Annotated in this window: 16 protein-coding genes; 7 read left to right on the plus strand and 9 right to left on the minus strand. The window is 38.8% G+C overall.

Features of this window, described 5'->3' with window-relative positions; translation table 11 throughout:
* Positions 1-33: 33 nt before the first annotated feature.
* Positions 34-2,169: a M3 family metallopeptidase gene (locus tag ABX891_RS06560; RefSeq protein WP_354629140.1), complete on the minus strand. Its 2,136-nt coding sequence runs from the start codon at positions 2,167-2,169 to the stop codon at positions 34-36.
* Positions 2,170-2,382: 213 nt separating this feature from the next.
* On the minus strand, positions 2,383-2,589 hold the full coding sequence (locus tag ABX891_RS06565) for a hypothetical protein (RefSeq protein WP_002958182.1): 207 nt from the start codon (positions 2,587-2,589) through the stop codon (positions 2,383-2,385).
* Positions 2,590-2,785: 196 nt separating this feature from the next.
* Between ABX891_RS06565 and ABX891_RS06570 the strand changes: the two genes are divergently transcribed.
* The 6 genes from ABX891_RS06570 to yegD all read left to right on the plus strand — a co-directional run bounded on the left by ABX891_RS06570 (position 2,786) and on the right by yegD (position 9,792).
* A complete protein-coding gene (locus tag ABX891_RS06570) occupies positions 2,786-3,646 on the plus strand; it encodes a mechanosensitive ion channel family protein (protein ID WP_309168509.1) in 861 nt (286 codons plus the stop codon).
* Positions 3,647-4,066: 420 nt separating this feature from the next.
* Complete coding sequence (locus tag ABX891_RS06575) at positions 4,067-6,352, plus strand: TonB-dependent receptor (protein ID WP_354629141.1); 2,286 nt, start codon at positions 4,067-4,069, stop codon at positions 6,350-6,352.
* A 105-nt stretch (positions 6,353-6,457) separates the two neighbouring features.
* Complete coding sequence (locus ABX891_RS06580) at positions 6,458-6,757, plus strand: hypothetical protein (RefSeq protein WP_002958185.1); 300 nt, start codon at positions 6,458-6,460, stop codon at positions 6,755-6,757.
* A gap of 75 nt (positions 6,758-6,832) precedes the next feature.
* On the plus strand, positions 6,833-7,489 hold the full coding sequence (locus ABX891_RS06585) for an HAD family hydrolase (RefSeq protein WP_354629142.1): 657 nt from the start codon (positions 6,833-6,835) through the stop codon (positions 7,487-7,489).
* Positions 7,490-7,522: 33 nt separating this feature from the next.
* The gene (locus ABX891_RS06590; RefSeq protein WP_024595668.1) at positions 7,523-8,365 is read left to right on the plus strand and encodes a DNA ligase; all 843 of its coding nucleotides are present in this window, start codon (positions 7,523-7,525) and stop codon (positions 8,363-8,365) included.
* Positions 8,366-8,427: 62 nt separating this feature from the next.
* Positions 8,428-9,792, plus strand: coding sequence for a molecular chaperone (gene yegD / locus ABX891_RS06595; protein WP_272451476.1), 1,365 nt, complete (start codon positions 8,428-8,430; stop codon positions 9,790-9,792).
* An 18-nt stretch (positions 9,793-9,810) separates the two neighbouring features.
* On the opposite strand, the gene ABX891_RS06600 is transcribed toward yegD, so the two are convergent.
* The 3 genes from ABX891_RS06600 to ABX891_RS06610 all read right to left on the minus strand — a co-directional run bounded on the left by ABX891_RS06600 (position 9,811) and on the right by ABX891_RS06610 (position 12,182).
* Positions 9,811-10,275 (minus strand): methylglyoxal synthase, encoded by a 465-nt coding sequence (locus ABX891_RS06600; protein ID WP_182682239.1) that lies wholly within the window; start codon positions 10,273-10,275, stop codon positions 9,811-9,813.
* A 66-nt stretch (positions 10,276-10,341) separates the two neighbouring features.
* Complete coding sequence (locus tag ABX891_RS06605; RefSeq protein WP_024605848.1) at positions 10,342-10,986, minus strand: LysE family translocator; 645 nt, start codon at positions 10,984-10,986, stop codon at positions 10,342-10,344.
* A complete protein-coding gene (locus ABX891_RS06610) occupies positions 10,983-12,182 on the minus strand; it encodes a multidrug effflux MFS transporter (protein WP_354629143.1) in 1,200 nt (399 codons plus the stop codon). Before ABX891_RS06610 ends, ABX891_RS06605 begins: the two co-directional genes overlap by 4 nt.
* A gap of 183 nt (positions 12,183-12,365) precedes the next feature.
* Between ABX891_RS06610 and ABX891_RS06615 the strand changes: the two genes are divergently transcribed.
* Complete coding sequence (locus tag ABX891_RS06615; RefSeq protein ID WP_002958195.1) at positions 12,366-12,839, plus strand: hotdog fold domain-containing protein; 474 nt, start codon at positions 12,366-12,368, stop codon at positions 12,837-12,839.
* A 21-nt stretch (positions 12,840-12,860) separates the two neighbouring features.
* Here the strand turns inward: ABX891_RS06615 and ABX891_RS06620 are convergent, their stop codons facing one another.
* From ABX891_RS06620 to hppD, 4 genes are all read right to left on the minus strand, one after another.
* Positions 12,861-13,343 (minus strand): bactofilin family protein, encoded by a 483-nt coding sequence (locus tag ABX891_RS06620; RefSeq protein ID WP_002958196.1) that lies wholly within the window; start codon positions 13,341-13,343, stop codon positions 12,861-12,863.
* Entirely contained in the window at positions 13,333-14,496 is a 1,164-nt protein-coding gene (locus ABX891_RS06625) for a M23 family metallopeptidase (RefSeq protein WP_002958199.1), read from the minus strand. Before ABX891_RS06625 ends, ABX891_RS06620 begins: the two co-directional genes overlap by 11 nt.
* 142 nt (positions 14,497-14,638) lie before the next feature.
* A complete protein-coding gene (gene fahA, locus ABX891_RS06630) occupies positions 14,639-15,952 on the minus strand; it encodes a fumarylacetoacetase (RefSeq protein ID WP_354629144.1) in 1,314 nt (437 codons plus the stop codon).
* A gap of 136 nt (positions 15,953-16,088) precedes the next feature.
* The gene (gene hppD / locus ABX891_RS06635) at positions 16,089-17,135 is read right to left on the minus strand and encodes a 4-hydroxyphenylpyruvate dioxygenase (protein WP_002958202.1); all 1,047 of its coding nucleotides are present in this window, start codon (positions 17,133-17,135) and stop codon (positions 16,089-16,091) included.
* Positions 17,136-17,226 lie beyond the last annotated feature (91 nt).

Consider the following 17,226-nt stretch of genomic DNA (forward strand, 5'->3'; position numbering starts at 1 on the left):
TTTTATAAAAGTGAGCTCAATAAATTAAGTTATTTACTCAACTAAACCACGGCGCTTAAGTAATGCGTCGGTAGTTGGTTTTTGACCTCTAAACTCAATGTAACTTTGCATTAAGTCGCGGCTGTTACCTTTAGATAGGATTTCTTTACGGAACTTATCACCATTTTTACGTGTTAAGCCGCCGTTGTTTTCCATGTGTGCAAAGGCATCGGCTGCAAATACTTCAGTCCAAAGGTATGCGTAGTAACCCGCAGAGTAACCACCGGCAAATGTATGGCTAAAGTAGTTTGATTTATAACGCGGTGGTACAGGGTAGTAATCAATACCGTGTGCTTTTAGCGCATCGCTTTCAAACTTTTGAACATCAGTAATTTTTTTATCTGAGCCAAACGAGTGCCATTCCATATCAAGTAAAGCAGCTGCTAAATATTCAGTGGTACCAAAACCTTGGTTGAATTTTTGCGATGCAAGTACTTTATCAAGTAAAGCTTGTGGAATTGGCTCACCTGTTTTGTAGTGTTTGGCGTAGTTAGCAAGTACCGTAGGTTCAATCATCCAATCTTCATTCGCTTGCGACGGAAACTCAACAAAGTCACGCGCTGTAGCAGTACCCGCTAAGCTTGGGTATTTAACGTCAGAGAATAAACCGTGCGCCGCATGACCAAACTCATGGAACATAGTTGACACTTCGTCAAACGTCATTAACGTTGGCTCGCCTGCAGCAGGTTTTGGAATGTTCTGCGCATTGTAAATAACTGGTTTAGTGCCTTTTAAGCCGCTTTGACTTACGTAAGCGCTCATCCATGCACCGCCACGCTTACCTTCACGTGCGTATGGGTCTAAGTAAAATAAACCGATGGCGCTGCCGTCAGCGTTAAATACTTCGTAGGCTGTAACATCTTCATGATAAACCGGTAAGTCTTTACGCTCTTTAAATGTAATACCGTATAGCTTATTCATCGCAAAGAATAAACCATCGTGAATTACAGAATCCATTTCAAAGTAAGGCTTAACAAGGGCAGGATCTAAGTCGTACTTTTCAGCACGTACTTTTTCTGCGTAAAAAGCCCAATCCCATGGTTTAAGCTCAAAGCTTTCACCTGAATCGTTAATTACTTTTTGAATAGCAGCTGCTTCAATTTTAGCTTTTTCAACTGCTTTTGGTGCTAGATCATCTAAAATGCCATACACGTTGTCAGTTGTTTGTGCCATACGCGAAGTCATTACATACGATGCCCAATCTTTAAACCCTAGTAGCTCTGCTTTTTGAGCGCGTAGGTTTGTTTCTTCAATAATAATTGGGCCGTTAGTTTTTGCTGCACGGTTAGCAGAGGCTTTAAATATTTGCTCACGTAGGTCGCGGTTTTCAAGGCTTGATAAAATTGGCTGTTGAGTCGTATTTACTAGCGTGATCATGTAGCCGTCTTTACCTGCTTTTTTAGCAGCGGACGCAAGACCTGCAATTTCACCTTCAGAAAGGCCAGCAAGTTTAGATTTATCGGTAACTACAATGACATCTTCTTTAAACGATTTTAAAATGTTTTGAGAAAACGCAGTAGAAAGCTCTGCAAGTTGTGAGTTGATTTCACGCATTTTTGCTTTTTCAGCGTCATTTAATTTAGCGCCTGCTTTTACAAATTGCTTATAGTAAAAATCCACAAGGCGTTGATCTTCAGCATTAAGCGAGTCTTTGTTGTCGTAAATAGTTTGTACGCGCTTGAATAATGCACCATTTAAGTAAATGTCATCAGAGTGAGCTGATAACACTGGCGCCATTTTTTTACTTATACGCTGGTATTCGTCATCAGAAATCAAACCTGAAAGGTTATAAAAAGCAGCTGATACACGGTTTAGTAGCTCGCCAGACATTTCCATTTCAACTAATGTATTTTTAAAAGTTGCAGGAGCTGGGTTGTTAGCAATAGCTTGTACTTGCGCTGTATGCTGAGCAATACCTGCATCAAAGCCGGCTTCGTAGTCTTTTGTACCAAACTTATCAAACTCAGGTGCCATGTATTGTAATGGGCTTGGTTTGAATAAAACATTGGTTGCGTTCATGTCTTGCACTTGTGCTGCGCCTTCTTTTGCCATGTTTTGTGTATCGTTAGATGAACAGGCAGATAGTATTAAAGCACTAGCAATAGTAGTGGCGATCAGGGTTTTACGCATAATAACTCCATAAAAAGATTAGCCGAAATAGGCTTTGCGAGTCGAAAAACCTAGTTAACTTATCAAATTTGTAGGTTTATACAATAAAGTTTATCGGTATTAAGGGGGATTTGAACGCAAATTAGCTAATAATTAGTACTAAGGTGGGTAAAAGTAGCTCTAAAATTAAACATTAAAGCTACTTAATTATACGATTGTGTGTTTGAGAAGGAGTTAGTTATAACCTAAAACAAATTTTTTCTCTGAGCCAAAGCTATTAGATTGCTGCCCAAACTCTTTATTAATAGTTGCTAGAGTTTGCTCTTGTTCGGCCAGCAAGCACAAAACTTTATTTCGGTAATCTAGGCTGCTTTCAAACAATTTTAAATCTACCTGCGGCTGCAAAGTAGCGAGTCTTTGATTTAGAGTAAGTTGTGTCATATGTGATCTCCAGTGCTTGTACACTATTTATATAGCACTCGGTGCAATAAAGAGTTAATAAATTGTTTATAAAATTCATATTGAACTTATTAACTTGGCGTTTTAGTTATATTATGACGTGCTAAGCTTAGCGAAAACTGAACCACACTTTTTTCTAGTGAACAAATAACAATCAAAAAAGATATTGGGAACACTTATGACTCTCGAACAAATTAATCAATACTTAGCCTTTGTAATATTCACTTATAACGATGTGAATATTACAGTTGCAAAGGTAATTCAAGTGCCACTTATATTGTTTGCTATTTGGTTTGTAGTCACACGTATTGGCAAGCTCATTAAAAAAACATTACTCGCTAAAAAAATAAGCCAAGATGCAGTGCATTTGTTTACTCGAATTTACTTTATTTTAAGTATCGCCATTTTAATTTTTACATCGCTTGAAGTGCTCAGCATCCCGCTTACTGCATTTGCTTTTGTATCTGGTGCAATAGCCATTGGTGTAGGTTTTGGTGCACAAAATATTATCAATAACTTTATTAGTGGCTGGATATTGATGTGGGAGCGCCCAATTCGCATTGGTGACTTTTTAGAGGTAGGTAACGCAAAGGGCGTAGTTGAGACTATTAATACGCGTTCTACACGTATTCGCCGAAATGACGGCGTACATATGCTTATACCTAATTCTCAATTGCTCGAAAATACAGTAACAAACTGGACACTGATAGATGGCAATGCACGTTCAGCGGTCAGTGTAGGTGTTGCGTATGGTTCAGATGTTATACTGGTTAAAAAGCTTATCCAGCAAGTGCTTGATGATCATGATGCAATATTGGTTAACCCAAAGTCATCAGTGTTATTTGATGACTTTGCAGATAGCTCTTTAGTATTTAATGCTATTTTTTGGGTATGCGCTGAGTCTGAAACTATGCTTAGAAAAGTGCGCAGTGATATTCGTTTTAGTATTTATGCTGTATTTGAAGAGCATGATGTAGTGATTGCGTTTCCACAGCGCGATATTCATATAGATGGTGAAATTGCTTTTAAGCGCTCATAGTTCAAATATAGTTAATATTTAAAGTCGCTCTTGGGCGGCTTTTAATAAAATCACAGGTGTTTCTATTTTAGGTTAACATGTAAAACAATCTCTTATTCCTACTTCATTTCACCAAACCAAATAAAGGACATATGTCCTTAGTGTTGTGATTTTGCATCTAAATAGTGATAAAAACACGTGATTTTGTAGTTAAATGTTGCAAAAAAGTTTCTAATTATGTCTATATTTATGCAGTAAAATTGTCACACAATGATATAATCTTAATCGTTCGTTCAGCCTTATAACATCGTTTTTGTACTCTCGGTAATAAGGTCCGCGCGCATGACGCAAGTCGCGAAAAATTGAACGAGCCCGCAGTGAATACATTGCGCAACACAAAAAACCGTTGAACAAGAGTGCACAAAAAAGGTTAAACCCAACATGAAAGCAATGAAAAGATCTACGTTAGCTACCCTAATCAATGCAACGTTGTTCTCTGCAGTAGCAGGTACTTCATTTTCTTCTTTAGCTGCTGAAGAAGAAACAGCTAAAAAAAGTAATCAACTAGAAGTTATTCAAGTAACAGCTCGTAAACGTGTAGAAAACGCTCAAGAAGTACCAGTAGCAGTCTCTGCATTACAAGGCGATAACCTTGATGCATACAGCTCTGCGGGTATGGATATTCGTTTTATGAATGCGAAAATTCCAAGCTTAGCAATTGAGTCTTCATATGGCCGTACTTTTCCGCGTTTTTATGTACGTGGCTTAGGTAATACCGATTTCGATTTGAATGCATCTCAGCCAGTATCGTTAGTTGTTGACGATATTGTACAAGAAAATGCGATTTTAAAAGGTTTCCCGGTATTTGATGTTGAACGCGTTGAAGTATTACGTGGACCACAGGGTACATTGTTTGGTCGTAATACACCGGCTGGCCTTGTTAAGTTTGATTCGGTTAAGCCAAGCCAAGAATTTGAAGGGTTTAGCTCAGTATCATACGGTACTGACAGCGCTGTTGATTTTAGAGGTGCTGTAGGTGGTGGCTTAACGGATAACCTTTCTGCACGTGTTTCTGTTTTATGGCAAGATAAAGATAACTTTATTGATAATCGTGCACCAGGTTTTGAACAGGACGACGTACTTGGCGGGTATACAGACCGTGCTGCTCGTATTCAATTTTTGTACGAAAAAGATGATTTCAGTGCTCTTCTTAACTACCACGTACGTAACATGGATGGTACGCCAATTCCATTTCGTGCTAATGCAATCAAAAGTGGTACTAACGATCTAGTTGATGACTTTGACTACAAAGTTGTTTATCACGATGCAGCAGCACGTGAAAAGCAAGCTGTTGATGCAGAAGGTATGAGCTTAAAGCTTGAGTATGATTTTAATGATTATACTATTACCTCTATATCTGGTTGGGAAAGCGCTGAAGTAAGCTCGCGCGGTGATATTGATGGTGGTTATGGTGCTGATTTCCTAGGCGATTACCATGGCCCTGGTTCAATTCCATTTGCATCTGAAAGTGAAAGTGTAATGCCTGACCATGACCAATATACTCAAGAGTTGCGTCTAGCAAGTAACTACGACGGTGATATTAACTTTCAAACTGGTTTATTTTACTTCGACGAGTCCGTAACTATTGAAAACTATGGCTATAACACTCTAGCTGGCGGCGCGTTAAACGGTTACGTTAACCAGCAGCAAGATACGAAAGCTTGGGCTGTATTTGGCTCTGTAGATTACACGGTATCAGACGATTTAAAACTAACAGCTGGCCTGCGTTACTCTGACGATGAAAAAGACTTCGAAGCCGTGCGTAAAACAATAAGTGATGATTGTTTAAACAACTTAATGCAATGTACAACTGATATCACACGTACAGCAGAAGTAAGTGATGATCATGTAAGTTGGGATATTTCAGCGTCTTATAAATTGAATGATGACGTTAACTTATATGCGCGAGTTGCAAATACATTCCGTGCGCCAAGTATTCAAGGTCGTATTACATTTTCTGATAAAATTACTACAGCTGACTCAGAAACGGTTACATCGTATGAGACTGGTATTAAATCAGACGTGCTTGATGGCCGTGGCCGTGTAAATGCGAGTATTTACTACTTTACAATGGACGATCAGCAATTAACGGCTGTTGGTGGTACTGCAAATACAACAAGCTTACTTAATGCTGATAAAACAACTGGCTATGGTTTTGAACTTGATACAGAGTGGGTATTAACTGATGAGCTTAATGCAACATTTAACTTTAGTTATAACAAAACAGAGTTAAAAGATGACAGTATTACTATTCCTGTACCAGATCGTGAGACGCTTCATATTACTGACACGACAGTAAATGGCAGAGCTATCATTGATGGAAATAGTTTACCAAATGCTCCTGAGTTTATTTCTAACTTAACACTTCGCTATTCTAAAGAGTTGGCTGATGGTAACTTTTACGCTTACACCGATATATCGTACCGCAGTAAAGTTAACTTCTTCTTATATGAAGCAGTTGAGTTTGAAGGTAAACCGTTAACAGAGGTAGGTGTGCGCGCCGGTTACACATGGGCTCAAGATGATAATGAGTACGAAGTAGCTTTATTTGCTCGCAACTTATTTGATGAGCAAGTTGCTATTGGTGCAATTGACTTTAATAACAACACAGCAATGGTTAACGAAGAGCGTTATGTAGGTGCTGAATTTAAAGTTAACTTCTTCTAGAGATAACCTTAAATTATATTAATTTTTAAAAGCCTGCCTTGTGCAGGCTTTTATGTTTTTATAAAGCTGGTAAAGTAGCGTTAATTAATTTAAAGAGATAAAAAGATGGCTGGATTTTGGAATTACCGTGTAATTTTTTGTGAAGCAACGAAAGACGAAGCAGCGCAATATCAAATACATGAAGTAGAATATAACCTAAATGGTAAAGTAACTAACTGGTCAGAAACTGGCGCAGCCCCTTTTGGAACAACCTTAGATGAGTTGAAAGATGACTCTGAGCGTTTAAAAACTGCATTTGATAAACCAGTACTTAAAGTTGTACGTAAAACGCGTGGCTACGAGCTTGTTGATGTTGAAACGGGTGAGGAAGCAACGGGTGAGCCGCCAGCAGGCTTAACGCAATAACTGTATTTATATAAAAGGTGCTTAAGGCGCCTTTTTTATTGTCAAAATTTAGCACAAGTTAAATAAGGAATGAGGATGGCTTTAAAAGCAATATTATTTGATATGGATGGCACATTAGTTGATTCAGAAAGCATGCACTTTGTATGCTGGAGTAAATTACTTAAACCCTACGGTGTTAGTTATTTAGAAAATGATTTTTGTCAGCGCTTTTCGGGACGGCCCACTTTAGAAGCCGCAATCGAAATTAAGCAAGAGCATAACTTATCGGTAAGTGCACAGTTTTTAGCAGATGAAAAATACCGTTTATTTGGTGAATATGTAGTAACACATTTACCGCCACTGATGCCATTTACAGAGCAAACATTGAAAGCTGTAAAAGCGAGTGGCTTAAAAATGGCGCTAGTAACAGGCAGTGCTAAAAGTGAAGCTATGCCAATACTTAAAGGTTTAGGGTTTTATGAGCTGTTTGATACGGTGGTTACAAAAGATGACGTAAGTAATCCTAAACCTGCTGGGGACCCATATTTATTGGCACTTGAGCAGATAAATATACAGGCAAGCAATGCAATTGCTGTTGAGGATACATTTACCGGCGTTACGGCGGCCAATAATGCTTTGTTACGTGTTGTAGCCATTGCCAATAGCCATACTAAAGATCACGACTTTAGCCAAGCTACCTATCAAATGAGCAACTTAGATGAGTTTTGGCAATGGGCGCAATCTCAACTATAGTTTAAGCCAACTTTTACGTGCTTGGATGCGCCAATGTTTACTATTAAACACCTGCTTTTAATTGTTATTGTACTTTTTACGCAATGCATAAGTGCAGCACAACCGTCTGTTTTACTGGCTAAAGTATATGACGAAACGAAGCATTATGATGTAAGTAAATATTTAGTCAGTGAAAAATATGATGGCGTAAGAGCTATCTGGACCGGCACGCAGTTTGTCACTCGTAAGGGTAATATTATCAATGCGCCAAGTTGGTTTACAGTGCCATTGCCAAATGTATGGCTTGATGGTGAGCTGTGGACTAAACGTGAGCACTTTTCTGCGCTTAGTGGCATAGTCAGAACTAAAAAACCTAATAATCATGATTGGCAAACTATTACTTATAAAGTATTTGATATGCCAGATAAAAATCTGCCTTTTAGCACTCGCTATAAAAACTATAATGAGCTTATTACTAGCCTAAACTCGCCGCACATTAGTGCTGTAGTTCAATATAGCTTTACAAATAATGAGCAGCTTACAGAGTATTTTGAGAACATAACTAAGCAGGGCGGCGAGGGCGTAATGCTTCATTTGGCCAGCGCGAAGCACAGCAATGGAAGAAGTAATGCATTACTAAAATTAAAACCTTATTTAGATGCAGAAGCGGTTGTAATTGCGCACTTACCAGGCAAAGGTAAATATCAAGGTATGTTAGGTGCATTGAGGGTAAAAACAGCGCAGGGGCAGGTATTTTCTATTGGTACTGGGTTTAATGATGCACAGCGCTCCATTCCACCGGAGATTGGTAGTACTGTAACGTACCGATTTCATGGCTTAACAAAAAATGGGTTACCGCGTTTTGCTAGTTTTTTACGGGTCAGAGATAGTTTATAACATTTATAAATTTTACAAAGTGTGCTAAATTGCGCGGCCTTTTTGGTAATGTGTGGTGAAGTATGTTTGTAGGTTTTGATTACGGTAGTTCTAATTGTGCTATGGGTGTAATGAGCGAGGGTAATGTTCAATTAGTACCGCTAGAGCAAGGAAAACATTACTTACCGTCTACACTTTACACTCATCACAGCGCGTTGGTTGTTGATTTTGTTGCTAAGCATTTACATGGCACAGCCCATGAGCATGACTTTTTAACGCAGCGCCAAGCATTATTAAATACCTTACCTCGTATTAAGTCAGACCTTGATTTACAACCCTCAGATGAAACCCTATTTATTGGTCGTGAAGCGATTAGCGAGTACGTGCAGTTTCCTGAAGAAGGCTATTTTGTTAAGTCTCCTAAATCATTTTTTGGTGCAACAGGTTTAAAGCAAGGTCAAATTAACTTTTTTGAAGATATCGCAACCGCGATGATCTTAAAAATTAAGCAACGCGCTGAGCTCTCTTTAGGTAAAACACTTACACAAACAGTAATTGGTCGCCCAGTAAACTTTCAAGCTGTGGGTGGCGAGCAATCAAATCAACAAGCGGTCGGTATTTTAGAGCGTGCTGCTAAACGTGCTGGTTTTAAAGACGTAGAGTTTTTATATGAGCCACTTGCTGCGGGTATCGATTACGAGAGTGATTTAACTCAGGATCAAAAAGTACTCGTTATTGATATTGGTGGTGGTACAAGTGACTGCTCATTTGTACAAATGGGCCCAAGCTTTAGAGGAAATAGCCAGCGCGATAGCGATTTTTTATCTCACAGTGGTAAACGTGTTGGCGGAAATGATTTAGATATTGCTTTGAGCTTTCATGGTTTAATGCCGTTATTGGGTTTAGGTAGTACGTTTAAATCGGGTTTGCCTTTGCCTAATCAAGCGTTTTGGCAAGCGTGTAAAATTAACGATGTAAACTTACAAAGCCAATTTTATAGTGAAAGCCATACCCGAGAGCTAAATGCACAATTACGTGATGTTAGTGCGCCTGAGCTTTATAAGCGTTTAATACATTTACAGCAAAACAAGCAAGGCCATCAGTTAGTGCAACAAGGTGAAGCGGCTAAAATAGCACTTTCGTCTGCTAGTGTGTTTGATTGTGATTTAAGTTTTTTAGATAGTGGACTGAATAAAAATGTATCAGTAAGCGATTTAGCTGTTGCCGTTGAGAGTAGTATTAGCCAAATAGTTACTTTAGCAAAACAAGCAATCAGTGACGCTGCGACCACGCCAGACATTATCTATTTAACAGGCGGAAGTGCACAATCACCATTGATTAAAGCGGCTTTAAGTGAGCACTTAGGCAATATAAAAATGGTTAACGGGGATCACTTTGGTAGTGTAACCGCTGGCCTGACTAAATGGGCCAGCATGCTTTATAAATAACCTAGATTACAATTGAGGTTAAAGATCTATTTGTCGGGTTGCGAGGTATTTTTCGTAATCTGGCAATGTGCGTTCAAGCTCTACGTCCATAAGCGGTGAGCTTAATAACATATCTGCACTCACTTCATTACACGCCACCGGAATATTCCAAACAGCGGCTAAACGCAGCAGCGCTTTAACATCAGGGTCATGAGGCTGTGATGCTAATGGATCCCAAAAAAATATTAAAACATGTATCTCATGTTCTGCTATTTTAGCGCCAAGTTGTTGATCGCCGCCCATAGGACCACTTAAAAGCTGAACTACATCAAGCCCCGTGGTTTTTTGAATTAAATGCCCCGTAGTACCTGTGCCATATAAAGTGTGCTTACTTAGTATTTGTTTGTGCTTTTCACACCATAATTTTAGTGCTGCTTTTTTACCATCGTGTGCCACTAAAGCAATATTTTTTTGTGCGGGAAGAGATTGTGTTTTTTGTTCCATGCTAATTCTTTTTATTGGTGAACCTAAACTCGGAAGAATAAATCTCTTAACCAAAGTGCAGGTTAGTTAAAATAATAGATTGATAGCAAGGGCAATAAATACAATGCCAGTGATCCTATCAATCCAAAGTTGGCTATTTGGGTTACGTCTAAAAAACTGTGCAATTTTGTCGCCAAAATAAATATACGTGCAGTCAATCGGAAAAGCAAAAAGAGGGTAAAGTAAGCCAAAAAAAGCGAGCTGAAAAGTAGCCGATGAAAGCGTTGGATCTACAAATTGTGGAATAAATGCAATAAAGAATAATGCTACTTTAGGGTTTAATACTTCAGTCATCATGGCCTGAAACATGACATTACTTTTTTTACTGGTACTTATATGCGGTTTATCGGTTTGCTTGTCATCAGATGTCGGCTCTGGCTGCTTTAGCGTGCCTTTAATCATCATAAACCCTAAATAGCATAAGTATGCTGCGCCTGCATATTGCACTGCGGCATAGGCACTAGAGGAAGCTTTCAGTACTGCGCTTAGGCCTACAACAGCAAATAGCGTATGAACAACCCCACCTAATGCAAAACCAAAAGCACTTTGCATACCAGCACTTCGACCATTAGCAAATGTTTGCGCCATCAAAAATGCATTTGATGGCCCAGGCGCTACTGCCATTAAAAAGCTGGCTAATAAAAATGAGACTAGAAAGTCAGGATTGATCATTGAGTACTTTTAGCCGGGTGTAAACTATGTGCTTTTTTGCTCATTAAAATAAGCCAAAGCGGAACTAGCAATAATAAGTGAAAAGCAATCAACCACGGTGTGCTTAGCCCTAAATCTTGGGTTAAAACAACAAGTATACTCGCGCCACTCATTTGCATAGCACCGAGTAATGCAGAAGCTGTGCCTGCTTGTTTAGGAAAGCTAGACAGAGACATTCCTGCAGCAGAGCCTAAACTTAAAGCAAACCCTAATGCAGCAATTAAGATAGGTAGCATAAGCGCAAATGCTGTTTCTATATGACTCAAGGCTAGCATTAAAATACCTGAGAAAACCAGTACACTTACACCGACACGCAAAGCACGTTGGCTATTTCGTTTAATGTAGGTTGGTAAAATAAAACTTGCGACAATACTTATTATGGCATTTAACGTAAACCAAAAAGTAAAGTCGGCTACGGTGCCGCCTAAATGTGTAATAAGCCAGCCTGGTGCGAGCGTTACATACACTAATATGGCCGACATTGAGACCATACAAATTAGGCTATTAAACAAAAATACCGGTGTTTTAATAATCGGTGTAAAGCGACGTAAATCTAAAATATGCCCCTGATAATGACTATCAGCAGGACGAGTTTCTCTAAAAAAGAATAGGGTAACAATAAGGCCCAAAATAGCAAACGCGGTTAAAAACATAAAGTTCATACGCCAGCCAAACTGTACGGTAAGCCAAGCCCCTAAAATAGGTGCCATTGCCGGAATAAAGCACACAATCCCGTTAAGGTAGGTAATCATTTGTCCGCTTCGTTCACTACCATATTTATCACGCACTATCGCAAATGCGACAACAAATGTGGCACAGGCTCCAAATCCCTGAAAAGCACGTGCTATTAGTAATATCTCAAAAGAAGGCGAGTAGTATGCGAGTAATGCAGAGCTTGCATACAAACTAATGCCCACTACTGCCACTGGTTTTCGGCCAAATCTATCAGCCAAAGGGCCCGCAATTAATTGGCCTAAACCCACTGTAAGCATAAAAATAGCAACGGTTTGCTGTACTTGTTGTTCAGTAACTGCAAATTGTTCTGCAATAGTAGGGAAAGCAGGTAGGTAAATATCGATTGCCATAGGGCAAAATATAACGAGTAACGCTAAGATAAGTAACAAAGTCATATTAGGTTTAGCGGGCTGTGTTTGCATTGAGTCTCCTTTTGTCGAGTATTTTAGGTGGGCACTCATAAAAAAGAAAGGGCTTATGACCCCTGCATAGGTTGTCTTTCTTACTTTTTGATTGGATTAAGTTAAAAAGCCAGCATAAATGCACTTTTTAAGACTGGTCTGATGTGTTAATTTTAAAAAAGTAACTGTTGATGGAAAATAATAATGAGTAATAAATCTGCACTTGTACAAACATGGCATAAATTTAAGCGCCTACCTTTTGGGAATTGGCTTTTTACTAAGGCTGTTTGCTTTAAAGCGCCATATTTTGGTTCGATGAAACCTTACGTACTTGATTTGAGAGAGGGCCATTGTAGTGCAGTGGTTAAAAATCGTCGCAGCGTTCATAATCATATTGGAACTATTCATGCTATTGCACAGTGTAACTTAGCTGAATTGTGTGCAGGTGTAATGGTTGATGCAACAGTGCCAGTTAAAACGCATCGTTGGATCCCAAAAGGCATGACAGTTAGGTATTTGGCTAAAGTAGATACAGATGTACGAGCAGTCGCTGAAATTGATTTACCACATAAGTGGATTGATAAAGAAGACTTAGTAGTACCGGTGAAACTTTATAATACCCGCAATGAACTTGTTTTCACTGCAGATATTACTATGTACATTACTGAGAAAAGGTAACTTAAGTAAAGCTGATTTGACTTAGCTTTTATCAGCGGCTTGTTTATTTACAAATGATAAGTCGCTGCCATCTTCTTTCAATAATGCTTTAACTTCTTTTGCGGGTTTTAGTTCTTTCGAAATTAGTTCCGGCTCTTCTTTTTCAAAGCGTTGCTTTAAACTGCCTTCAATTACTGCGCCTGCATCAATACTCAATGTATCGTGAAATACATCGCCATGAACATGAGCGCCACTTTGTACTTTTACTTCACTGGCATTAATTGACCCAATAACTTTACCTTTAACAATAACGCTTTTAGCTTCAACAATACCTTCAACAACTCCCGCTGAGCCAATAACTAAATGCTCCACTTTTATGTCACCATCAATACGGCCATCAAGCTGTACTTCACCTTGGCTAACTAAAGTGCCTGTAAGGCGTACGTCTTCAGAAATAATAGACGGTGTGTGATTCACTCTTTTTAAATTAGAGCTAACTGTTTTTTGTTTTTTTCTACCAAACACGAGAAAGCGCCTTTGTTATTTTTAGAGGATTGACTTGTTTACCATTAAGTAATACTTCGTAGTGTAAATGCGTGCCTGTGCTTCGGCCGGTGCTGCCCATTAGGCCGATCACATCATGTTTAGTGATTGATTGACCTTTCTTTACTTTAATTTTATTTAAGTGTCCAAATCGAGTCACTAAGCCATTTTTATGTTCAAGCTCGATAAAGTTACCATAACCACCATTACGACCGGCACGAAGAACTACAGCGTCTGCTGGAGCGAATATTTCGGTTTTATGCCAACCGGCTAAATCAATTCCTTTATGAAAGGCATGATTACTATTCATGGGATCTTTTCTAAGGCCGAAATTACTCGAAATATAGTATTTAGCTTTAGCTAAAGGCAGGGTGTTTGGTAGCTCAGTTAAAAAGTTTTCTAAATTATTTAATATTAATAACTTATCAACGATGGCTAAAAAGTGGCTCGGAATTTTTGTTTCGTTAAATATATCAAGGGGCCCACCTTGTGCAGTTGTCTGGGCGCTTAATATTAGGTGTTGCTCAAGCGCAGACTCAATTCCTGCGCCTTTAACCATAGCTAAAATGGCTTGGTGACGTTCACTAATTTGGTTATCTAAATAGGTAAAGCTTTGCTCATAATGACTATTTAAGTTGGCCACTCTTGTTGCGAATGTGATTGGAGCGATTAACTGTGCTTGTTTACCTTTTTGATTTTCATCGACTAATGGCTCATGAAATTCATTGCCATTTTCATTAATTGGTACATCAAGTTCAGTATCAAGCTTAATAACATCTTTGCTAATTGAAGCAGGAAGGGATTCTATCATGCTTTGCAGTAGCGCCTGCTTTTGTTCAAGTATTGCAAGTTGCTCTAGCTGCGTTGCTTGAAGGGCTTGTTGCTCACTGACTTTTTGTTGCCACAGCGTTTGCTCGGTTATTTGATTTTGTTTTATGTCAGAGATTTTATTTGTTTGTGTATAAACACGAAAGCTCGAAATACTCAGCCAAGTAAAAGTGACTAAAATAAGCAACGCTACAAGAAGTTGAAACCAAGAGGCTAAAACAACATGCTTAACTTCGCCATTTTGACGAATAAGTAGCTGACGAGCAGGGAAAAATTTATGATAAAAAGACTTTATAAATACTGACATGGCATATAACACTGGCTATTAACCGAATTAAGATAGCAATTTGAGTTAAAAAAGCTAGAAAAAAATTGTAACTGTTCAAAAATTAATAAAAAAGGGCTGCTTTTAATAAGCAGCCCTTTTAATAAATTTTTTAATATGCGTATTATTTTGCCGGCAGTACAGTACTCTCTACAGAGCCAAAACCTATACGTGCATAGCCTTCTTTTTCACACCAGCCACGCATAATAACGTTATCGCCATCTTCTAAAAAGCTACGTTGTTCGCCATTACTTAGCGTGATTTTTTCTTTACCGCCACGAGAAAGCTCAAGTAATGAACCTGCTTCTTCGTGCGTTGGACCCGACTGAGTGCCCGAACCTAGCATGTCACCTGGCATAAAGTTACAGCCATTTACTGTGTGATGAGTAACCATTTGTGCCACAGTCCAGTAAGAGTGCTTAAAGCTAGATGTTGATACGCGCGTTGGGTTATGGCCTTCGCTACGCATTTTTTGCGTTTGAATTTTAACATCCATTTGAATATCAAAAGCACCTTGGTCGCGATTCGCTTTTGATTCTAAATAGTCCATAGGCTGTGGATCGTTTTCATCACGTGTCCAGCTTGTTCTGTAAGGCGCTAATGCTTCGGTTGTTACAATCCAAGGCGATACCGTTGAGGCAAAGTTTTTAGCTAAAAATGGACCAAGCGGTTGGTATTCCCACGCTTGCAAGTCACGTGCTGACCAATCGTTAAATACACAAAAGCCAAATACATGGTTTTCAGCATTTTCGATAGTGATTGCATCGCCCAGTGCATTGCCTTTACCTAAGTAAATACCCAGCTCTAGTTCGTAATCAAGGCGTTTACAAGGACCGAATGATGGCACTTCTGCATCAGGAGCTTTAGTTTGGCCTTTAGGGCGATGAAATGTTTGACCCGATACGTCAATAGATGAAGAGCGACCATGATAACCAATAGGTACCCATTTATAGTTAGGTAGTAATGGGTTATCAGGGCGAAATAAACTACCCACAGCAGTAGCATGATAAATAGAAGTGTAAAAGTCGGTGTAATCACCGATACGACAAGGCAAAGAAAACTCTATATCGGATTGTGCAACCAATGTATCGCTAAGCGCTTGTTGGTGCTCAGAGCCTGCTCTTAGTGCTTTTGAAAGCGCTAAACGAAGAGCTGACCAATACTGCTTCCCTAAACCCATAAATGTATTTAAGGTTGCTTCACTTGCTGCATCTGCGGCTGTTTTAGCGTCACCTGTTAAAACGATTAATTTACTTAGTTTTGCTAAATCGATTACTTGGTCACCAATTGCAACACCACCACGAAAGGCCTCATCAGACCCTTTACGACGAAATTCTGCAAACGGTAAGTTTTGAATCGGGAAGTCGCAATTATCAACATTAGCTGATTCTACCCAGCTGGTTAAATTAATATCGTGGGTTTCGTTAATTAGGCTCATTACATTTCCTTTGGATTTTACTGTATGGCGACAAGGTATAGTTTATTTAATCATACTTGTACTTGGCGCCATACTTTTTAAATATTAAAACGACAAAAAGCAGCGAAGTTCGCTGCTTTTAATTTACTCAAATATTTTATAAAACGCCGCGACGCTCTTGGTCACGTTCGATTGATTCAAATAATGCTTGGAAGTTACCTTCACCAAAGCCACCATCATCAACGCGTTGGATCATTTCTATAAAGATTGGACCAAATAAGTTTTTAGAGAAAATTTGTAATAAATAACAATTTTCACTTTGGCTATCTACGAGTATCTGATGCTCACGAATTTTTTCTTTATCTTCAGCAACCCAAGGTACACGGTCAAAAATAGTATCGTAATACTCTGGGATTATATCGAGTGTGGCAATTGTTGATTTATCAAGCTTATCAAGAGAGCTTACTAAGTCATCTGTTAAAAACGCTAAATGTTGAACGCCTGGGCCGTTGTACTCACCAAGGTATTCATCAATTTGGTTGTTATCGTTACCTTTACCTTCGTTTATTGGAATAGAGAAGGTGCCACAAGGTGATTTAAGTGCATAGGAAATAAGCGCTGTTTTTTGACCTTTAATGTCAAAGTAGCGTACTTCAGTAAAACCAAATACATCTTTATAAAAGTTAGCCCATTTTTCCATGGTGCCTTTATAAACGTTATTGGTTAAATGATCGATTCGGATAAAGCCTTTATCTTCTACAACATTTTGCGTTTCTAAGTCTTCAAAATCACTTTCGTAAATAGTGCCTTTGTCGCCAAATTGTTCAATAAAGTAAATTAGGCTGTCGCCAATACCATAGATTGCAGGGTAAGGCATATTTTTATGCGTTGAGTCGGTCGCTGGTTTTGCACCACGCTCTACTGCAGTTTCAAATGCTTTTTGCGCATTCTCAACACGCCAACCCATTGAACAAATAGCAGGGCCATGGCTTTTAGCAAATTCTGCAGAGAAACCTTCACGCTCGTTATTCAGTAAAAAGTGAATATCGTTTTGGTTGTAATAAACAATGTCTTTACCTTTAAATTTTTTAAGCTTTGAGAAGCCAAAATCAGTAAATACTTTATCCATATAATCAGCATCAGGTGTTGCATACTCGGTAAATTCAATACCGACTAAACCCAAATAGTTATTTACTTCACTCATTATTATTACTCCCGCAATTAAGCACTGCGATTATGTGTTGTTGTCATATTGCAGTAGATAATCAACCAGATTTTTAATTTGGGGAAGAGGA

This window comes from Pseudoalteromonas sp. NCIMB 1079, from assembly GCF_040567695.1.
GTDB lineage: Bacteria > Pseudomonadota > Gammaproteobacteria > Enterobacterales > Alteromonadaceae > Pseudoalteromonas > Pseudoalteromonas distincta.

Coding starts and splice junctions, on each gene's coding strand:
- ABX891_RS06575 (WP_354629141.1), top strand. CDS start 4,067: ATGAAAGCAATGAAAAGATCTACGTTAGCTACCCTAATCAATGCAACG.
- hppD (WP_002958202.1), bottom strand. CDS start 17,135: ATGAGTGAAGTAAATAACTATTTGGGTTTAGTCGGTATTGAATTTACC.
- fahA (WP_354629144.1), bottom strand. CDS start 15,952: ATGAGCCTAATTAACGAAACCCACGATATTAATTTAACCAGCTGGGTA.
- ABX891_RS06615 (WP_002958195.1), top strand. CDS start 12,366: ATGAGTAATAAATCTGCACTTGTACAAACATGGCATAAATTTAAGCGC.
- yegD (WP_272451476.1), top strand. CDS start 8,428: ATGTTTGTAGGTTTTGATTACGGTAGTTCTAATTGTGCTATGGGTGTA.
- ABX891_RS06565 (WP_002958182.1), bottom strand. CDS start 2,589: ATGACACAACTTACTCTAAATCAAAGACTCGCTACTTTGCAGCCGCAG.
- ABX891_RS06610 (WP_354629143.1), bottom strand. CDS start 12,182: ATGCAAACACAGCCCGCTAAACCTAATATGACTTTGTTACTTATCTTA.
- ABX891_RS06605 (WP_024605848.1), bottom strand. CDS start 10,986: ATGATCAATCCTGACTTTCTAGTCTCATTTTTATTAGCCAGCTTTTTA.
- ABX891_RS06580 (WP_002958185.1), top strand. CDS start 6,458: ATGGCTGGATTTTGGAATTACCGTGTAATTTTTTGTGAAGCAACGAAA.
- ABX891_RS06590 (WP_024595668.1), top strand. CDS start 7,523: ATGTTTACTATTAAACACCTGCTTTTAATTGTTATTGTACTTTTTACG.
- ABX891_RS06600 (WP_182682239.1), bottom strand. CDS start 10,275: ATGGAACAAAAAACACAATCTCTTCCCGCACAAAAAAATATTGCTTTA.
- ABX891_RS06570 (WP_309168509.1), top strand. CDS start 2,786: ATGACTCTCGAACAAATTAATCAATACTTAGCCTTTGTAATATTCACT.
- ABX891_RS06585 (WP_354629142.1), top strand. CDS start 6,833: ATGGCTTTAAAAGCAATATTATTTGATATGGATGGCACATTAGTTGAT.
- ABX891_RS06560 (WP_354629140.1), bottom strand. CDS start 2,169: ATGCGTAAAACCCTGATCGCCACTACTATTGCTAGTGCTTTAATACTA.
- ABX891_RS06625 (WP_002958199.1), bottom strand. CDS start 14,496: ATGTCAGTATTTATAAAGTCTTTTTATCATAAATTTTTCCCTGCTCGT.